Origin of the sequence: Actinomadura chokoriensis, assembly GCF_041463665.1 — a bacterium.
Taxonomy (GTDB): Bacteria; Actinomycetota; Actinomycetes; order Streptosporangiales; family Streptosporangiaceae; genus Spirillospora; species Spirillospora chokoriensis_A.
Genome location: NZ_JAXCEJ010000023.1, coordinates 24,452 through 42,778, shown reverse-complemented (window position 1 = coordinate 42,778; position 18,327 = coordinate 24,452). Strand labels below are relative to the sequence as shown.

The following is an 18,327-nucleotide window of genomic DNA, read 5'->3' as shown; positions in this document are numbered from 1 at the left end:
CCGGGATTGACGCTCCGGTTCCGGGGAAGGCGACCCCGGAGAAACCGCCACAAGCCCGGAGGTCGCCGCATGCCCGTCCACCCGCAGACCGTGAGCTTCCTGGAGCTGCTCGCCTCCTGGACGGCCCCGCAGCCGGGCGCGGACGGGGCGGCCGAGCCCACGATCGAGGAGATGCGGGCGCGGATCGGCGCGGCCTTCCCGGTCGTGCGGCGGGAGCTCCCGCGGGTGTGCGACATCACGGTGCGGGGCCCTGGTGGGCCGGTGCCGGTGCGGCTGTACCGCCCGGCGCCGCCCGAGCGGGGCCCGCTCCCCGCGGTCGTCTACCTGCACGGCGGCGGCTGGGTGCTCGGCGGTGTCGACAACGTGGACGCCGCGTGCCGCGACCTCGCGGCCGCCGCCGGGTGCGTCGTCCTCAACGTCGGGTACCGGCTGGCCCCGGAGCATCCGTTCCCCGCGGCCGTGGACGACGCGTGGGCCGTCGTCGCGTCCGCGGTGCGCGAGCCCGGCCGCTACGGCGTCGTCCCCGGCGCGGTGGCGGTGGCCGGTGACAGCGCCGGCGGGAACCTCGCCGCCGCCGTCGCGCTGCTGGCCCGGGACCGCGGGCTCCCCCTCGTCCACCAGCTGCTCGTCTACCCGGTGACCGACACGGCGATGGACACCCCGAGCTGGCGCGAGTACGGCACCGGGTACGGGCTCGACGCGGGCTCGCTCGCCCGCTTCATGGACCTGTACCGGGACGGCGCCGACCCGTCCGACTTCCGGCTGGCCCCGCTGCGCGCCCCCGACCTCGCGGGCGCCGCGCCCGCCACCGTCATCACCGCCGAGTGCGACATCCTGCGCGACGAGGCCGAGGCGTACGCGCACCGCCTCGCCGCGGCGGGGGTGCCGGTCGAGCTGCGCCGCTACGACGGCGTCGTGCACTCCTTCTTCCTGCTGCCCGAGATCTTCGACGCCGGTGCCGAGGCGATGGACTTCGCTGTGCGACGATTGCGCGCGGCATTCGGAGATCGCGAGCGGGAGGGCGAGGCGGTATGCGGTACGACGCGTACGAGAGGCTGAGGATCGACTGGGCGGCGGACGGGGTGCTGCGGGTCACGATCAGCACGCCGGGCAAGCTCAACGCGGTCGACGCGGTCGGGCACGGGGAGCTGGCGCGGATCTGGCGGGACGCCGACGCCGACGACGAGGTGCGCGCGATCGTCGTGCGCGGCGAGGGGACGGCCTTCTCCGCGGGCGGCGACATGGCCATGATCGAGGACATGATGGCCGACCACGCCGCCCGCCGCCGGATCATGCGCGAGGCCCGCGACATCGTGATGAACGTGCTGAACTGCTCGAAGCCGGTGGTCAGCGCCGTGCAGGGCCCGGCGGTGGGCGCGGGGCTCGCGGTGGCGCTGCTGGCCGACATCTCGGTGGCCGGCCGCACCGCGAAGATCATCGACGGTCATGTGCGGCTCGGCGTGGCGGCCGGCGACCACTCGGCGATCGTCTGGCCGCTGCTGTGCGGGATGGCCAAGGCGAAGTACTACCTGCTGCTCAACGACGTCCTGACCGGCGAGGAGGCCGAGCGAATCGGCCTGGTCTCGCTCTGCGTGGACGACGGCGAGGTGCACGAGCGCGCGCTGGAGATCGCCGGCCGGCTCGCCGCCGGGCCCGCCGAGGCGGTGTCGTTCACCAAGCACGCGCTGAACAACTGGCTGCGCCTCGCGGGCCCGACGTTCGACGCGTCGCTGGCCATGGAGTTCTTCGGGTTCACCGGCCCGGACGTGCGGGAGGGCGTCGCGGCGATCCGGGAGAAGCGCCCGCCCAAGTTCGGGTGATCCGGTTCGAGTGATCCGGTGCAGGTGAGCCGCGTCAGGTAAGCCGCGTCAGGTGGGCGGGGTCAGGTGGGCGGGTCAGGTGGGCGGGGTCAGCTGAAGCGCTTGGCCAGGGCGTCCAGGCCGGTCGCGTAGATGCCCTGCGCGAGGGTCTTGGTCATCGCCTCCTCGTCGGCGGCGTCGGCGGAGAATTCGCCCCACCACTCGACGAACGCCTGGCCGGTCGCGGTGACGGGCGAGACGCGCAGGTGGCCGCGGGCGCCGCGCACCGGCAGCGGGCACTCCAGGATGTCGTACCAGTAGCCGCGGCCGGCCTCGTCCAGCCCGGCGAGGCGCTCGCGGAACACCGAGTCGCCGGGGTCGATCAGCCGGCGCACGCAGCCGACGCGGTCGCCGGGGCCGCCGTCCTCGATCACGCCGGTCTGCACGCCCGGCATCCACTCGGCGAGGTTGCCGAAATCCCGCACGTAGGACCACACCTCGTCGGCGGTGGAGGTGAGCACGGCGCTGGCGTACGAGCGGGGCATGGGCACTCCTCGCGATGGGGGGACCCTCATGCTGGCCCGCCGGATGTGATCCGGGCAACAGGCCGACCGCCCCGAACGCGATCGGGGCGGCCCGCCGGCCGCCGGGGGAGTGCGTCCCGGCGACCGTGTCGCGGTGCCGACCGGGACCGTGTGGCCGTGCCCGGGACCGGCGGCTAGTACGACTTGGGCAGGCCCAGTTCGTGCTGCGCGATGTGGGCGAGGACGAGTTCCTCCGCGATCGGAATGTTCTTGGCGATGCGGGCATCGCGGAACATCCGGGCGATCGGGTACTCCATCGAGTACGCCATGCCGCCGTAGGTCTGGAACGTGCGGTCGGCCGCCTGCCAGGCCGCGTCCGCCGCGGTGAGCTTGGCGATGTTGGCCTCCGAGCCGCACGGGCGGCCCCGGTCCCACAGCCAGGCGGCCTTGTAGGTCATCAGCCGCGCCAGCTCCAGCTGCGCCTTGGCCTTGGCCAGCGGGAACGCGATGGCCTGGTTCGCCCCGATCGGCTTGCCGAACGGCGCCCGGTCCGTGGCGTACTCGCAGGCGAGCTTCAGCACCAGCCCGCCCGAGCCGACGCCGCCGGCCGCGGCCAGGATGCGCTCGGGGTTGAGGATGTCCCACAGGACGAGGAACCCCTGGTCGACCTCGCCGAGCACGCGGCTCACCGGCACGCGCACCTCGTCCAGGAACACCATGCTGGACGCGACGGTGTTGGTGCCGAGCTTGGGGATCGGCCGGTAGGTCAGCGTCCCGTCGGCGACGGCCTGCGCGACGTCCACCAGCAGGACGGTGAACCCGGACGTGCGGGGCCGCGCCTCGGCCGCCGGGATCGTCCGGGTGACGAGGACGAGGTGGTCGGCCCGCTCGACGCCGGAGATCCAGATCTTCTGGCCGCTGACCACGAAGTGGTCGCCGTCGCGCCGCGCCTGGGTGGAGATGTTGACGGCGTTGCTGCCCGCGTCCGGCTCGGTGATCGCGAAGCAGGTCTCGATCTCCCCGGCGGCGATCTTCGGGAGGAACTCGCGCTTTTGCTCCTCCGTCCCGTGCTGGTTGATGGTGAGCCCGCCGAACGCGGGCGTGAGCAGGTACATGAACGAGGCGGCGCCGCCCGCGCCGCCCTCGGCCAGCGCCTCCAGGGCGACCGCGAGCTCCAGCAGTCCCTGGCCTCCGCCGCCGTACTCCTCCGGGATGGCCAGGGCGTGCCAGCCGCCCTGGACCAGCTCCCGCCAGACCTCCTCCGGCCAGCGCTTCTCCGCGTCGCACCGGCCCCAGTAGTCCTGGTCGTACTTCCCGGCGATCGCCAGCACGCCCTCGCGCACCGCGGCCGCGCTCTCCGGCAGGTCGAAGTCCACCGCGCCTCCCTCAATTCGCGTCCGCACAACGGTAGCCGATTTGAGTAAGTGGTCACTGACGCGGGGTGCGGCCATTGAAGACCGCCTCGCCGGGTAGGCGACCGGACGGGGACCCGAACGGGGAGGGGGACGCCATGCGGCCGCGCGACAGGTGGATGCTGGCCGGCGGACGATGGAGCCAGGGTACCGGGGAGGACGCGTTCACGATCACCGACCCGGCGACCGGCGAGCCGCTGGGGGTGGTGGCCGTGTCCACGCCGGCGGACGTCGGCGCCGCCATGGCGGCGGCCCGCGACGCCGCACCCCGCTGGGCCGCCACGGCGCCCGCGGGCCGGGGCGCGGCCCTGCACGCCGCGGCGCACGCGGTCGAGGAGCGCATGGACGAGCTGGCGGCGCTGGTGACCGCCGAGATGGGCAAGCCGTCCGGGGACGCGCTCGGCGGTGTCGAGGCCGGGATCGCGACGCTGCGCCGCCACGCCGAACTGGGGCCGCTGCACGGCGGGCGCGGCCTGCGGGGCGGCCGGGACGCCACCGACTTTTCGGTCCGCGAGCCGCGCGGCGTCATCGCCGTCCTCACGCCGTGGAACGACCCGGTCGCCGTCGCGTGCGACCTGATCGGCGCCGCCGTGGTCACCGGCAACACCGTGGTGCACAAGCCGTCCGAGCGGACACCGCACACCGGCGCGATGCTCGCCGAACTGCTCGCCGGGTGCCTGCCCGACGGCGTCCTGAACATGGTCACCGGCGGCGTGGGGACGGGGGAGGCCCTCGCCGGACACGCGGACGCGGACGTCGTCGCGCACGTCGGCTCCACCGCCGCCGGGCGCCGCGTCGCCGAGCTGGCCTTCCACACGGGCGCCAAGACCCTGCTGGAGAACGGCGCCTGCGATCCGCTGGTCGTGGACGCGGACGTCGACGCCGGCTGGGCCGCCGAACAGGCCGCCGCCGGGTGCTTCGCCAACGCGGGCCAGGGCCCCGCCTCGGTCGAACGCGTCTACGTCCACGAGGCCGTGTCCGAGGCGTTCCTCGGCGCGCTCGCCGATCGCGCCCGGAACCTGCGGACGGGGCCGGGCGCCGACATGTCCACCGAGCTCGGCCCGCTCGTCGACGAGCGCCACCGCGACCACGTCCGGCAGCACGTCGAGAAGGCGATCGCGGACGGTGCGCGTCCCCTGACCGGCGCGAAGGTCCCGGACGGCCCCGGCTCGTTCTACCCGGCCACGGTCCTCGCCGGCTGCACCGACCGCATGCCGATCATGGCGGGGGAGGTGTGCGGGCCGGTCGCGTCCGTCCGCACCGTGGCCTCGTTCGAGCAGGCGCTGAAGGCCGCGCGCCGCTCCCGCCGCGGACTCGCCGCGACCGTCCTCACCCGGGACATGGCGCACGTCCAGGCCGCCTGGCGCACCTTGAACACCGGCACCGTCGATATCAACGCGGTGTTCGGCGGCGCCGCCGATCCCGGTCGCGCCGTCGCGCACGGCTTCGGCCACGGCCCCGAACTCCTGGACGAGTTGACGACCGTGAAGTCCGTCCACGTCCACACCGTCATACCTTGACCCGTCGTTCCTTGACTCGTCATCCCTTGACCGTCAGCAGCGGCCGGAGCTCGGCGACCGGCGTCGCGACGCCGCCGCCCCGCAGGCTCGACACGACCGGGCCGATGTCCTTGTAGGCCCACGGCGCCTCCTGCTTCAGGTCGCGCCGCCAGGCCGCCATAACGTCAGGCCGCCGCGCCACCATCGGGTCGCGGTGGTCCAGCGGCGTCACGACGCGGAACTCGCGCAGGAACGCGTCCAGTTCGGCGTCGCCGCCGCGCGCGGACGCGCCGCGCGGAATCCGGCGCCCGGCGCCATGGCAGGCGCTCGCCAGCGTGCGCGGGTTCCCGTGCCCGCGCAGCACGAAGCTCGGCGCTCCCATCGAACCCGGCACGATGACCGGCTCGCCCCACATGGCGTAGGGGCCGCCCGCCATCTCGGCGTGGCCGCCCGCCGGGGCGGCGCCCTTGCGGTGGACGGCCCGGTCGCCGTCCCGCCAGAACAGGTTGTGCGGCGCGTCGTACAGGAGCCGCGCCGACATCCCGCGGCCCGCGTCCCCGCACTCGGCCGCGAGGCCCGCCCGCATCGTCAGCGAGAGGAAGTACCGGTTGCCGACGGCGAAGTTGGCGGCGTTGCCGAACGCGTCCAGGTAGCGGCGGCGGGCGGGCTCGGACCGCTCGTCCAGCAGGAAGGGCAGGACGCCGTTGCGCGGGCGGGGCAGACCGGCCGGCCAGCCGGCGCGGAGCGCGGCCAGGGCCGTCGCGTTGGCCTGGTGGCCCAGCGACAGCGACCCGCTGTGCACCATCGTGACGACCGTGCCGGGCGTCAGGCCCCAGGCGTGCGCGGCCGCGGCGTCGTGCACGTCCGCCACGTACTGGAGTTCGGCGAAGTGGTTGCCGCCGCCGATCCCGCCGATGACGCTGTCGTGGCTGGCGCCGCCCGCGCTGCCGATCCAGTCGGCGAACGCGTCCGCCGTCGCCGCCGGGTGGCCGGCGGCGTGCACGCGGTCCAGGGCGTCGTCGGCGTCCTCGGGGCGGTGGCCCTGCCACGGGGTGCCGCCCGAGAGCAGCAGCCCCGGCAGGCCGTCCCGCAGGAGGCCCTCGCGCTGGACGGGGGTCAGCGCGATCCGGCGGCCGCCCTGGAAGAACAGATGCCGCAGCCGCCGTTCCAGCGCGTCCAGCCGGGCCCGGACGCGGTCCGCGCGCAGCGTGGTGACCTCCAGCCGCATGCCGCAGTTGACGTCGTTGCCGACCGCCTGCGGCAGGAGCGCGTGCTCGGTCTCCAGGACGGTCCCGATCGGTATCCCGGCGCCCTTGTGGAAGTCGGGGGTGAGGGCGACCCGGGTGATCCGCGGGACCGGCCCGTCGTAGCCGGACGTGGCCTCGGCGAGGCGTTCGAGCGTGCCGGCGGTCTCCAGGAGCGCCAGCGCCTCGGTGACGGCGGCGGGCTCCACCGGGACGTCGCCGCCGGCGCAGATCTCGACGGGGACGCCGTGCGGGCCGGGCAGGGTGAGCCAGTGCTCGCCCGTGCGGACGAGCCGGTGATCTTGACGTGCGGACACGGTGAGGTTCCTTCGGGGCTGCCGGAAAGCGCGCGTCGGCGCGCGCAGAGAGACCGTCCGCGCGGAGGGCGCGACGGCGGGGGAGCGGGCGAGGGGCCCGCTCGTTCCTCGGGTTCAGCAGCCGCGAGGCGGTTGAGACTTTAACGCGGGGTCAGGTGTCCGGGCCAGCCGTTTTCGCGGGGACGGCCAGGTAGCGGGTCACCAGGCGGGCGACGAAGTGGGCGAAGGCGTCCGGCGGGCCCGAGGGCAGCATGAGGTGGCTCATCGTCAGCCGCACCGCCGCGTCGGCGACCTCGGTGAGGGCGTCGCGGTCCAGATGCGGCCAGTGCCGCAGCGCGTGCTCGGCGATCCGGGCGCTGGCGGTGAACAGCACCGGCTCGGCCTGCGTGGTGAGCAGCGGGAGCATCTCGTCGCCGCCCGCGCCGGTCAGCACCGCCTTCTTCAGCTGGTCGTCCGCGGACGTCTCCAGCGTGTACGTCACAGCGGCGACCACGGCGGAGTACACGTCCTCGTGCTCGGACAGCACGGTGTCGATGCCGTCGAGGTAGTGCTCGTTGTCGCGGACCACGACCGCCTGGGCCAGGCCCCACTTGTCGCCGAACTCGTTGTAGACGGTCTGCCGGCTCACCCCCGCGGCCTCCGCGACGTCCCGCATGCGGACGCCCCGGTAGCCGCGCTCCACGAGAAGGTCTGCGGCGGCGTCGAGCAGGGACTCGCGCACGGGACGTCCGGCGGTGCCCATGTGTCGTCGTTCCTCCGGGATGGTGGTCGGACCTCCATTATCGCGCGTGCTCCAGTGGTACGGCCATCATGCGGCCACGACCGGATCATCCGTCGGGGGCGGCCTCTGCGGCGGCGGCTGCGCAGGGCGGCGGGTCCGGGGCCGGTCCGGCTCTCTAGAGTGTCGGCCAAGGCGAGCTGAGGAGGTCCGGGTGGGCGGGATCCTGGTGGCCAACCGCGGGGAGATCGCGCTGCGGATCGTGCGGGCCGCGGCCGAACTCGGCCTGCGGACGGTCGCCGTCCACACCCGCGACGACGCGGCCTCCGGGCACGTCCGCCGCGCCGACGACGTGCGCGCGCTGCCCGGCGAGGGCGTCGCGGGCTACCTCGACGCCGACGCGCTCATCGCCGCCGCGAAGGACGCCGGGGTCGCCGCCGTCCATCCCGGCTACGGGTTCCTGAGCGAGAACGCCGGGTTCGCCGCGCGCTGCGCCGCCGCCGGGCTGGTGTTCGCCGGGCCGCGACCCGAGCTGCTGGAGCTGTTCGGCGACAAGGCGCGGTCGCGGGAACTGGCGCGCGAGACGGGGGTGCCCGTGACGCCCGGGACGGGCGGCGCGGTGAGCCTCGCGGACGCCGAAGCGTTCGCGCGCGAGCACGGGCCCGTGATGCTCAAGGCGCTCGCGGGAGGCGGCGGGCGCGGCATGCGCCTCGTCGCGGATCCCGGGGAGGTGGCCGCCGCGTACGAGCGGTGCCGGTCGGAGGCGCTCGCCTCCTTCGGCAGCGGGGACCTGTACGCCGAGAAGCACGTGCCGCGCGCCCGCCACATCGAGGTCCAGGCCGCCGGGGACGGCACCGGCGCGGTCACCCACCTCTGGGAACGCGACTGCAGCGTCCAGCGGCGCCACCAGAAGCTGATCGAGATCGCGCCCGCGCCCGCGCTGCCTCCGGGCGTTCGCGACGCGCTGCTGGACGCGGCGCTCCGCATGGCCGCCCGGGTCCGCTACAACAGCCTGGGCACCTTCGAGTTCCTCGTCGCGGGCGATGAGTTCTGGTTCCTGGAGGCGAACCCCCGGCTTCAGGTCGAGCACACCGTGACCGAAGAGATCACCGGCGTCGATCTCGTGAAGACGCAGATCAGGCTCGCGCTGGGGGAGGACCTCGCGGGCGTGGACCTGGCCGGGCCGCCGGCCGTGTCGGGCTGCGCCGTCCAGGTGCGGGTCAACACCGAGACGGTCGACGCGGACGGCACGCCCCGCCCCCGGGCGGGGACGCTGACGGCGTTCGCGCCGCCCTCCGGTCCCGGGGTCCGCGTGGACACCTGCGGATACGCCGGATACCGCACCAGCCTTCGCTACGACCCGCTCCTCGCCAAGGTCGTCGCGCGCGCGGAGGACCTGCCGTCCGCCGCCGCGCGTGCGCACGGCGCGCTCGGCGAGTTCGAGATCGCGGGCGTGGCCACGAGCATCCCGCTGCTCCAGGGGATCCTGCGGCATCCCGACTTCACGTCCGGCGGCGTGGACACGTCCTTCGTCGCCGACCGGCTCGCTTGGCTGCTGGAGAGCGAGCACCGCCGCTACTACCCCGAGACGGCCGCGCACGCCGCAGAGCCGGAGGCGGTCGCCGTCCCGGACGCGCCGCCCGGCACGGTCGCCGTCCCCGCGCCCATGCAGGGGACGGTCGTCGGCGTCGAGGTGGCCGAGGGCGACCTGGTCGGGGCCGGGGCGCCGGTCCTGATCCTCGAGGCGATGAAGATGGAGCACGTCGTCCGCGCGGGCGAGGCGGGCGTCGTCCGGGGCCTGGCCGCCGCGCCCGGGGACACCGTCGCCGAGGGCGCGCCGCTGCTGTTCGTCGAGCCCGCCGAAGCCGGCGGCGACCACGCGGCCGAGGAGGACGCCGCCGACCTCGACGCGATCCGCGCCGACCTCGCCGAGACGCTGCGGCGGCACCGGATCGGGCTCGACGCGGCCCGCCCCGAGGCGGTCGCCAAGCGGCACGCGCGCGGCCACCGCACCGCCCGCGAGAACATCGCCGACCTGTGCGACGCCGGCACGTTCGTGGAGTACGGCGCCCTCGCCATCGCAGCGCAGCGGCAGCGCCGCTCCCTGGACGACCTCATCGAGCGCACCCCGGCCGACGGCATGGTGTGCGGCATCGGGGACGTGGACGGCGCGCAGGCCGTCGTCATGTCCTACGACTACACGGTCCTCGCCGGGACGCAGGGCCACCAGAACCACCGCAAGACCGACCGGATGCTCGACATCGCCCACCGGAGGCGCCTCCCGCTGGTGCTGTTCGCCGAGGGCGGCGGGGGGCGGCCCGGCGACACCGACACCTCCGGCGTGTCCGGCCTGGACGTGACCACCTTCCACGCCATGGGGCGGCTGAGCGGCGTCGTCCCGTCCGTCGGGATCGCCTCCGGGCGCTGCTTCGCCGGGAACGCGGCCCTGCTCGGCTGCTGCGACGTCATCATCGCCACCCGCGACGCCAACATCGGCATGGGCGGCCCCGCCATGATCGAGGGCGGCGGGCTCGGCGTGTTCGCCCCGGAGGAGATCGGCCCGATCGGCGACCAGGAACCCAACGGAGTCGTCGACGTCGTCGTGGAGGACGAGGCGGAGGCGGTCGACGCCGCCCGCCGCTACCTGTCCTACTTCCAGGGTCCGGGGGACGAGTGGACCTGCGACGACCAGCGCGTCCTCCGGCACGTCGTCCCGGAGAACCGGATGCGCGCCTACGACGTCCGCCGCGCGGTCGCCCACCTCGCCGACACCGGGTCGGTGCTGGAGCTCCGCCGCGCCTTCGGGATCGGGATCATCACCGCGCTGGTGCGGATCGAGGGCCGCCCGATGGGCCTCGTCGCGAGCAACCCGGCGCATCTCGGCGGCGCCATCGACCGCGACGCCGCCGACAAGGCCGCCCGGTTCCTGCAGTTGTGCGACGCCCACGGCCTGCCCGTCGTCTCCCTGTGCGACACCCCCGGCTTCATGGTCGGCCCCGACGCGGAGCGCACCGCGACCGTCCGGCACTTCAGCCGGCTGTTCGTCATCGGCGCGAACCTCCGCGTCCCGGTCATCACGATCGTGCTCCGCAAGGGCTACGGACTGGGCGCGCAGGCCATGGCGGGCGGCGGGTTCAAGGCGCCGCTCGCGACCGTCGCCTGGCCCACCGGCGAGATCGGCGGCATGGGCCTGGAGGGCGCCGTCCGGCTCGGGTTCCGCAAGGAACTGGCGGCCGCCGAGGACCCGCAGGCCCTGTTCGAGCAGATGGTCGCCGCCGCCTACGAGTACGGCAAGGCGCTCCACGCGGCGACGGTGTTCGAGCTGGACGACGTCATCGACCCCGCCGACACGCGCCGCTGGATCACCGCGGTGCTCGCCGCAGCGCCGCCCATCGAGGACCGGCCCCGGCCGTGGATCGACACGTGGTGACGGGCCGGTCGGCGAGGTAGGCGCCGCGGACCCGGGAGTCCGCGCGGACCTCCGCCGGCGGGCCGGCCGCGATCACCCTGCCGCCGTCCAGGACGTGCACGACGTCGCAGACGCCCAGCACCGGCTCCAGGTCCCGCTCGGCGAGCAGCACCGCGAGACCCTCGCAGGCCAGGTCGCGCAGCAGCACCTCCAGAGCCCGCGCGTGCCGCACGGGCAGGCCCGCCCACGGCTCGTCCAGCAGCAGCACGGCCGGCTCGGTGGTGAGGGCCCGCGCCAGGTCGGTCAGCAGCGCGACGCCGGGCGGCGCCGTCCGCGCGCACTGCTCCGCGTACTCCTCGATGCCCACGCGGGCGAGGACCTCGTCGGCGCGCAGGCCCGCGTCCCGGCGGGCGTCGAGGCGGCGCCGCCACCGGTCGCGCGCCGTCCGGCCCGCGTACTCCCGCGCCATCGCGTGCCGCGCGGCGGCGGCCCGCACCGTATCCCGGACGGTCGCCGCACCGGACGGCTGCCGCACGGTGCGCGCGATGCCGCGCCGGGCCCGCTCCCGCGCCGCGCTGCCGGTGAGGTCGGCGTCGCCGAGGTGGACGGTGCCCGCCGCCGGGCGCCGCAGCCCGGTGATCACGTCGCACAGCGTGGTCTTCCCGGCGCCGTCCGGGCCGACCAGCCCGGTGACCGCGCCGGGCGGCGCGGTGAGCCCGGCGCCGTCCACGGCCGTCAGCCGGCCGAACCGGACCGTCACGTCGCGGACCCGAAGACCTGCTGGAGCAGTCACCCGCACCTCGCGGCTCATGTGATGTGGATCACTGGCGGGTCCACACCCTACTGACGCGCGCGGGCGGCGGCAACGCCCCGGTCAGGGCGCGGGGGGCGCCAGCCGGTCGCGGGTCCACTCCTTCACACCGGCGACGAAGGCGTCCACGTCGGCGGCCTTGCCGGACGCCATCTCGGTGAACCAGCCCGGCACGTACTCCTCGAACCTGCCGCTCTCCAGGACGGCCAGGACGGCGTCGGCGACCTCCTGCGGCGGCAGCGCGTCGGAGACGTCGCTCAGCGGCGGCTCGTTGCCGGGCAGCGTGAACAGCTCGGTGCCGGCGATGAGTGCGGGCTGGACCACGTGGGCCTGCACGCCGGTGCCGTCCAGGTCGACCGCCATGCTCTCCCAGAACGCCGTCAGCGCCGCCTTGGACGCCGCGTAGGCGGCCTCGTGCGGCGGGCCGAGCCGCGCCGCGACCGATCCCACCGCCACCAGATGCCCGTGCCCGCGCTCGATCATGCCGGGCAGGAGTGCCAGCGTGAGCCGCACGGGGGAGGCGTAGTTCAGCCGCATCACGTCGTCGGCCTCGGCGGGGGACAGGTCCTGGACGCGGCGCCGCTTCGGCATCCCCGCGTTGTTGACCAGCACGTCCACGCCGCCGAACTCGCGCTCCACGGCCGCCGCCAGCTCGCCGATCCCGTCGAGGTCGCCGAGGTCGGCCGTCCACATCGCCGACCTCGGGGAGTGTTCGCGGCACCGGGCGAGGACCTGTTCGAGCCTGTCCTTGCGCCGCGCCACCAGCCCCACGCGGGCGCCGGCGGCGGCGAGCGCCTCCGCGACGACCGCGCCGATGCCGGACGAGGCTCCCGTGACCAGCGCGGACCGTCCCGTCAAAGTCACCATGCCGCCCAACGTCACACACCCCCGTCCCGCCGGGCAAGGCGAAGCGCCGCCGCCCCCGCCCATCGGCGGGTAAGGTCGTGGGTTTCCCCTGCCGCCCTCGCCACCGGAGGTCTGCCCGCATGCCCGCCGTAGCCGACGAATCGGAGATACTCGCCGCCGAACGCGCCCATCTGGCCGAGTCGCGCGCCGCCCTGCGCCGGATGCGCGAGCACGCCGAGAGCCTGTCCGCCGACACCGCCGCCGACCTGGTGTCCAGGCAGTTCCTGGAGTCGCTGCTCCAACAGCGGGTCGAGGCGCTCGCCGACCGCCCCGGCACCCCGCTGTTCTTCGGACGCATGGACCGCGACGGCGAGAGCGGTCCCGACCTGCCCGCGGTCATGTACGTGGGGCGCCGGCACGTCCACGACGGCGACGAGGGACGCCCGCTCGTCCTGGACTGGCGCGCCCCCGTCTCGCGGGCCTTCTACCAGGCCGGCCCCGCCGACCCGATGGGCTGGCGGCTGCGGCGCCGCTTCGGCTTCCAGGCCGGCGAGCTGACGGCCTTCGAGGACGAACCCCTGGACGGCGGCGACCCGCACAAGAACGATCCGCACAAGAACGATCCGCACAAGAGCGATCCGCACAAAAGCGACCGGGGCACGTCCCGCATCCTGACCGAGGAGATCGAGCGTCCCCGCACCGGCCCGATGCGCGACATCGTGGCCACCATCCAGCCGGAGCAGGACGCGATCGTCCGCGCCGCCCTGGGCGCCACGGTGTGCGTCCAGGGCGCGCCCGGCACCGGCAAGACGGCCGTCGGCCTGCACCGCGCCGCCTACCTGCTGTTCACGCACCGGGAGCGGCTGTCGCGGTCCGGCGTCCTGATCGTCGGCCCGAACCGGGCGTTCCTCGCCTACATCTCGGCGGTGCTGCCCGCGCTCGGCGAGGTGCGGGTCGAGCAGGCCACGATCGACGACCTGCTCGGCGCGCCGCTGGGGGAGGAGCCGGCGCCGGTCTCCGCCGCCAAGGGTGACGCGCGGCTGGCGGACGTCCTCCGCCGGGCGCTGTGGCAACACGTCCGCAAGCCCGAGGAGGGCCTCGTCGTCACCCGCGGTTCGGCCCGCTACCGGCTCGCCGACCACGAGGTCCGCGAGATCGCCGCGGGGCTGCGCGGGACCACCCGCTACGGCGCCGGCCGCGCCGCGTTCGCGCAGCGCCTCGCCCACCGGATCCTCGTGCAGATGGAGCAGCGCGGCGAGGCGCCCGACGACCGCGTCCAGGACCAGGTCGCCCGGAGCCGGCCGGTCAGGCAGGTGCTCGACGCGGTGTGGCCGAAGGTGACGGCCGAGCAGGTCCTGCACCGGCTCCTGTCGGACGCCGAGTTCCTGCGGAGGGCGGCCAAGGGCGTCCTGGACGAGGACGAGCAGGCGGCGATCCGCTGGGCCAAGGCCCCGCGCTCCCACCGCTCGGTCAGGTGGACCGCCGCCGACCGGGCGCTCCTCGACGAGCTGAACGGCCTCATCGAGCGGACCGCGTCGCTCGGCCATCTCGTCGTGGACGAGGCGCAGGACCTGTCCGCGATGCAGCTCCGGGCGCTGGGCCGCCGCTGCGGGACCGGCTCGGCGACCGTCCTCGGCGACCTCGCGCAGGGCACGACCGCATGGTCGGCGCGCTCCTGGACGGAGGTCCTCGCCCACCTCGGGCAGGACGGCGAGGTCACCGAGCTGAGCCTCGGCTTCCGCGTCCCGGGGACCGTCCTCGACTACGCCGCCCGCCTGCTCCCGCACGTCGCGCCCGGCCTGGAACGGCCGCGCTCGCTGCGTCCGGGCGCCGGCGCCCTGGACGTCCGGCGCGTTCCCGACGTTGTCTCCGCGGCCGCCGGCGCCGCCCGCGAGGCCCTCGCCCGGCCGGGATCGGTCGGCCTGATCGTGCCGGACGCCGACACCGGCGCGCACGCCGCGGCGCTGGCGGCGGCGGGTCTGGCGGCCGAGGTGCTCGGGCCCGAGTCCGACGGCACGGCCCGGCTGCTGGTCGTCCCGGCGGCGCTCGCCAAGGGCCTGGAGTACGACCATGTGATCGTCGCCGAGCCGGCCGCCATCGCCGCCGCCGAGGCGCGCGGCCTCGCCCGGCTGTACGTCGTGCTGACCAGGGCCGTCACCTCCCTGACGGTCCTGCACCGGGACGATCTCCCCGTGGAGCTGGCCTCCTGACGCGCGGCCCGGCCGTCGCCGGTGCCGCCCGGCCAGCTACCCGCGTGCGGCGCCTCGATCGGGGCCCGGGCGCGAGCGCAGGCCGTCGAAGGCGATCCGGAGGAGGTCCTCGCGGGCTCCGGCGCGTGCGGCCGCGTAGGACATCCCGGCCAGCAGCGCCATGATCTCGCCGGGGCCGACGTCCGCGCGGACCTCGCCCGCCTCCTGCGCCCGTTCGAGGAGGACGCCGAGGGCGGCCGTCAACCCCGACCCGGCGCCCCCGGTGGTCTCGCGGGCGTCGATGCCCGCCTCCGCCAGCGCCTCCGTGATGGCCTGCTTGGTGGCCGCCTGCGAGACGACCCGGGAGAAGAACCCGAAGAACGCGGCGCCGGGGTCGGCCGAAGACCGCAGTTCCGCGGCCTCGGCCGCGAGGCGTTCCAGCAGGGCGACCAGGACGGCCTCCAGCAGCGACTCCTTGGTCGGGAAGTGCCGGAACACCGTCCCGATCCCGACTCCCGCCTTCCGGGCGACCTCCTCGGTGGAGGAGGAGGTCCCCTGGACGGCGAAGACCTCCTCGGCCGCGGCGAGCACCTTGGCGCGGTTGCGCAGGGCGTCGGCGCGCAGCGGCCTGCCGGACGCGGGTGATGTCATCGCGGCCTTTCCGTTGACAAGTGGAGTCGCTACTCCGTATTTTCTCATGCGGAGCCTGAACTCCGATTGTAGAGGAGAGCCATGTCCGAGTTCGCCAGCCCCCGGGCCGTCTTCCAGCGGCTGATCGACGGGGTCACCGCGCGGCGGCCCGACGGCCTGCCGCGGCTTTACGCGGAGGACGCGGTGGTCGTGCACCCGTTCGCCCATCCCGCCTCGCGCCTGGAGGGCCGCGAGGCGCTGCGCGAGCACTTCGCCCGGCTGGAGACGATGCCGGTGGAGATGAAGGCGCGCAACGTCGTCGTCCACGAGACCGCCGACCCCGAGGTGATCATCGCGGAGTTCGAATACGAGGGACGCAACACCGAGACCGGGCGCGAGTTCGTCGTGCCCAACATCTTCGTCCTGCGGGTGCGCGACGGGCACATCGTGGAGTCGCGCGACTACGCCGACCATCGCGCCTTCGCCGAGGCGATGGCGTGAGCGGCGGCTGAGCCGGGGCCGGTTGACTCGCCGTCCCGGCGGTTCCTAGGCTGGACGGACCATACCGACCGGTTGGTATGTCCGTTCCGCGGGTGGCGCCCCGCCACCCGCCGCCCCGCGCGGAGGTTCGCCCTGTGAGCACAGCACCGCCCGACGCCGACGAGCTGAGCAGGCGGGTCGGCGAGTTCCTCGCCGCACACGACCCCTCGGCCATGGAGCCGCTGGAGTTCCTCCGGGCCCGGTTCGACGCCGGGCTCGCCTGGGTCCACTACCCCGCCGGGCTCGGCGGGCTCGGCGTGCCGCGGCACCTGCAGGCCGCCGTGGACCGGGCGTTCGCCGAGGCCGGCGCGCCGGGGAACCATCCGGAGCGCAACGGCATCGGCCTCGGCATGGCCGCGCCGACCATCCTCGCGTTCGGCACCGAGGAGCAGAAGCGCCGCTTCCTGCGCCCGCTGTGGACCGGCGAGGAGGTGTGGTGCCAGCTGTTCAGCGAGCCCGGCGCGGGCTCCGACCTCGCCGCGCTCGCCACCCGCGCCGTCCGCGACGGCGACGCCTGGACGGTCAACGGCCAGAAAGTCTGGACGTCCATGGCCCACGAGGCGCGCTGGGCGATCCTCGTCACCCGCACCGACCCGGACGTCCCGAAGCACCGCGGCATGACCTACTTCGTGTGCGACATGACCGCGCCCGGCATCGAGGTCCGGCCGCTGCGGCAGATGACCGGCGAGGCCGAGTTCAACGAGGTGTTCTTCACCGACGTGCGGATCCCCGACGAGCACCGGCTCGGCGAGGTCGGCCAGGGCTGGCAGGTCTCCACCACGACGCTGATGAACGAGCGGGTCGCGATCGGCGGCAGCGCCGCCCCGCGCGAGAGCGGCATGATCGGCGTCGTCGCCGCGCTGTGGCGCGACCGGCCCGAGCTGCGCACCTCCGGCCTGCACGACGCCGTGCTGCGCGCGTGGGTGGAGACCGAGGCGGCGCGGCTCACCGGGGCGCGGCTGCGCCAGCAGCTCACGGCCGGGCAGCCGGGGCCCGAGGGATCAAGCGCCAAGCTCGCCTTCGCCAAGCTCAACCAGGAGGTGTCCGGGCTGGAGCTGGAACTGCTCGGCGAGGACGGCCTGCGCTACGACGACTGGACGATGCGCCGCCCCGCCGAGGTCGACTTCACCCGCCGCTCGCCCGGCTACCGCTACCTGCGCGCCAAGGGCAACTCCATCGAGGGCGGCACCTCGGAGATCCTGCGCAACATCATCGCCGAGCGCGTCCTCGGCCTGCCCGGTGAGATCCGCGTCGACAAGGACGTGGCGTGGAAGGACCTGCCCAAGTGAGCGACCTGCTGTACAGCGAGATCGAGACCGACCTGCGCGCGGGCGTGCGCGAGCTGCTCGACGACACGGCGCCCTGGACGTCCGTCCTCGCCGGGACCGAGAAGGACGAGCCGTACGACGCGGCGCTGTGGCGCGCCGTCGCCGTCCAGCTCGGCTGCGCCGGGCTGCCCGTGCCCGAGGACCTCGGCGGCGCCGGCGCCACCTGGCGGGAGACCGCCGTGGTGATGGAGGAACTGGGGCGGTTCGCCGCGCCCGTCCCCTTCCTGACCAGCTCGGTGATCGCGACGGCCGCGCTGCTGGCCGCGGGGGAGCGCGAACTGCTCGGCGAGCTGGCCGCGGGGGAGAGGATCGCGGTGCTGGCCGTCCCGTTCAGCGCCGCGCCCGGGGCGGCGACGACCGCCGTCCAGGCCGCGGACGGCGCGCTGACCGGCGACGTCACCAGCGTCGCGGACGGCATGGCCGCGGACGTGTTCCTCGTCCCGGCCGCCGGCGGCCTGTACGCGGTGGACGCGGCCGACGCCCGCCGCACCGCCGTGACCTCGCTCGACATGACCCGGCGGCTCGCCGACATCGCCTTCTCCGGCGCGCCCGCCCGGCGCGTCGCGGGCGGCGCGGACGCCGTGCGCACCGCCCTGCTGACGGGTGCGGCGATGCTGGCGTCCGAGCAGCTCGGGCTCGCCGAACGCTGCCTGGACGACACCGTCGCCTACGTGAGGACGCGCTACCAGTTCGGCCGTCCGGTGGGCTCCTACCAGGGCCTCAAGCACCGCCTCGCCGACCTGTGGACGTCCGTCACGCAGGCCCGCGCGGTCGCCCGCCATGCCGCGTCCTGCGTGGCCGCGGGCGACGGCGACACGCCGATCGCGGTGGCCGTCGCGCAGGCGCACTGCTCGGCGATCGCCGTCCGGGCCGCCGAAGAGTGCGTCCAGATGCACGGCGGCATCGGGTTCACCTGGGAGCACCCGGCGCACCTCTACCTGAAGCGCGCCAAGGCCGACTCCATCGCGCTGGGCACGCCCGACCACCACCGCGCCGCACTCGCGTCCCTGGTCGACCTGCCGCCGGCCTGACCGTCCGGGCGGCCCCGCCCTCGGCGCGGG

The 18,327-nt window shown here is 75.1% G+C and carries 15 protein-coding genes; 8 read left to right on the top strand and 7 right to left on the bottom strand.

The genetic code is table 11. The annotated features are described in order from the left end of the window. The first annotated feature begins 69 nt into the window (after positions 1 to 69). Positions 70 to 1,059 (top strand): alpha/beta hydrolase, encoded by a 990-nt coding sequence (locus SM418_RS29275; RefSeq protein WP_371944308.1) that lies wholly within the window; start codon positions 70 to 72, stop codon positions 1,057 to 1,059. After that, a complete protein-coding gene (locus tag SM418_RS29270) occupies positions 1,032 to 1,820 on the top strand; it encodes an enoyl-CoA hydratase/isomerase family protein (RefSeq protein ID WP_371944309.1) in 789 nt (262 codons plus the stop codon). Before SM418_RS29275 ends, SM418_RS29270 begins: the two co-directional genes overlap by 28 nt. An 89-nt stretch (positions 1,821 to 1,909) precedes the next feature. Here SM418_RS29270 and SM418_RS29265 read toward each other — a convergent pair whose 3' ends face one another. Beyond that, positions 1,910 to 2,344, bottom strand: a complete 435-nt coding sequence (locus SM418_RS29265; RefSeq protein WP_371944310.1) for an SRPBCC family protein — start codon at positions 2,342 to 2,344, stop codon at positions 1,910 to 1,912. 173 nt (positions 2,345 to 2,517) lie between these two features. Then, positions 2,518 to 3,699: an acyl-CoA dehydrogenase family protein gene (locus SM418_RS29260; protein WP_371944311.1), complete on the bottom strand. Its 1,182-nt coding sequence runs from the start codon at positions 3,697 to 3,699 to the stop codon at positions 2,518 to 2,520. Between the two features lie 134 nt (positions 3,700 to 3,833). Here SM418_RS29260 and SM418_RS29255 point away from each other — a divergent pair, with 134 nt between their 5' ends. Beyond that, on the top strand, positions 3,834 to 5,255 hold the full coding sequence (locus SM418_RS29255) for an aldehyde dehydrogenase family protein (protein ID WP_371944312.1): 1,422 nt from the start codon (positions 3,834 to 3,836) through the stop codon (positions 5,253 to 5,255). A gap of 19 nt (positions 5,256 to 5,274) precedes the next feature. On the opposite strand, the gene SM418_RS29250 is transcribed toward SM418_RS29255, so the two are convergent. After that, on the bottom strand, positions 5,275 to 6,795 hold the full coding sequence (locus tag SM418_RS29250) for an RtcB family protein (protein ID WP_371944313.1): 1,521 nt from the start codon (positions 6,793 to 6,795) through the stop codon (positions 5,275 to 5,277). Between the two features lie 151 nt (positions 6,796 to 6,946). Further along, positions 6,947 to 7,537, bottom strand: a complete 591-nt coding sequence (locus tag SM418_RS29245; RefSeq protein WP_371944314.1) for a TetR/AcrR family transcriptional regulator — start codon at positions 7,535 to 7,537, stop codon at positions 6,947 to 6,949. 190 nt (positions 7,538 to 7,727) lie between these two features. Between SM418_RS29245 and SM418_RS29240 the strand changes: the two genes are divergently transcribed. Next, the gene (locus SM418_RS29240; RefSeq protein ID WP_371944315.1) at positions 7,728 to 10,943 is read left to right on the top strand and encodes an acetyl-CoA carboxylase family protein; all 3,216 of its coding nucleotides are present in this window, start codon (positions 7,728 to 7,730) and stop codon (positions 10,941 to 10,943) included. Here SM418_RS29240 and SM418_RS29235 read toward each other — a convergent pair. Together SM418_RS29235 and SM418_RS29230 are read right to left on the bottom strand one after the other, a co-directional pair. After that, a complete protein-coding gene (locus SM418_RS29235) occupies positions 10,876 to 11,682 on the bottom strand; it encodes an ATP-binding cassette domain-containing protein (RefSeq protein ID WP_371944316.1) in 807 nt (268 codons plus the stop codon). The genes SM418_RS29240 and SM418_RS29235 overlap by 68 nt on opposite strands. 114 nt (positions 11,683 to 11,796) lie before the next feature. Next, a complete protein-coding gene (locus tag SM418_RS29230) occupies positions 11,797 to 12,600 on the bottom strand; it encodes an SDR family NAD(P)-dependent oxidoreductase (protein ID WP_371944317.1) in 804 nt (267 codons plus the stop codon). Between the two features lie 119 nt (positions 12,601 to 12,719). On the opposite strand from SM418_RS29230, the gene SM418_RS29225 reads away from it, so the two are divergent. After that, positions 12,720 to 14,789 carry a HelD family protein gene (locus tag SM418_RS29225; RefSeq protein WP_371944318.1) on the top strand — a complete coding sequence of 690 codons (2,070 nt, stop codon included), beginning with the start codon at positions 12,720 to 12,722 and terminating at the stop codon, positions 14,787 to 14,789. Positions 14,790 to 14,825: 36 nt separating this feature from the next. Here the strand turns inward: SM418_RS29225 and SM418_RS29220 are convergent, their stop codons facing one another. Beyond that, positions 14,826 to 15,419 carry a TetR/AcrR family transcriptional regulator gene (locus tag SM418_RS29220; RefSeq protein ID WP_371944319.1) on the bottom strand — a complete coding sequence of 198 codons (594 nt, stop codon included), beginning with the start codon at positions 15,417 to 15,419 and terminating at the stop codon, positions 14,826 to 14,828. 81 nt (positions 15,420 to 15,500) lie between these two features. On the opposite strand from SM418_RS29220, the gene SM418_RS29215 reads away from it, so the two are divergent. From SM418_RS29215 to SM418_RS29205, 3 genes are all read left to right on the top strand, one after another. Next, complete coding sequence (locus SM418_RS29215) at positions 15,501 to 15,899, top strand: nuclear transport factor 2 family protein (RefSeq protein ID WP_371944320.1); 399 nt, start codon at positions 15,501 to 15,503, stop codon at positions 15,897 to 15,899. A 134-nt stretch (positions 15,900 to 16,033) separates the two neighbouring features. Then, positions 16,034 to 17,227, top strand: a complete 1,194-nt coding sequence (locus tag SM418_RS29210; RefSeq protein ID WP_371944321.1) for an acyl-CoA dehydrogenase family protein — start codon at positions 16,034 to 16,036, stop codon at positions 17,225 to 17,227. After that, complete coding sequence (locus SM418_RS29205; RefSeq protein WP_371944322.1) at positions 17,224 to 18,297, top strand: acyl-CoA dehydrogenase family protein; 1,074 nt, start codon at positions 17,224 to 17,226, stop codon at positions 18,295 to 18,297. The genes SM418_RS29210 and SM418_RS29205 overlap by 4 nt, the downstream gene beginning before the upstream one ends. Positions 18,298 to 18,327: the final 30 nt, after the last annotated feature.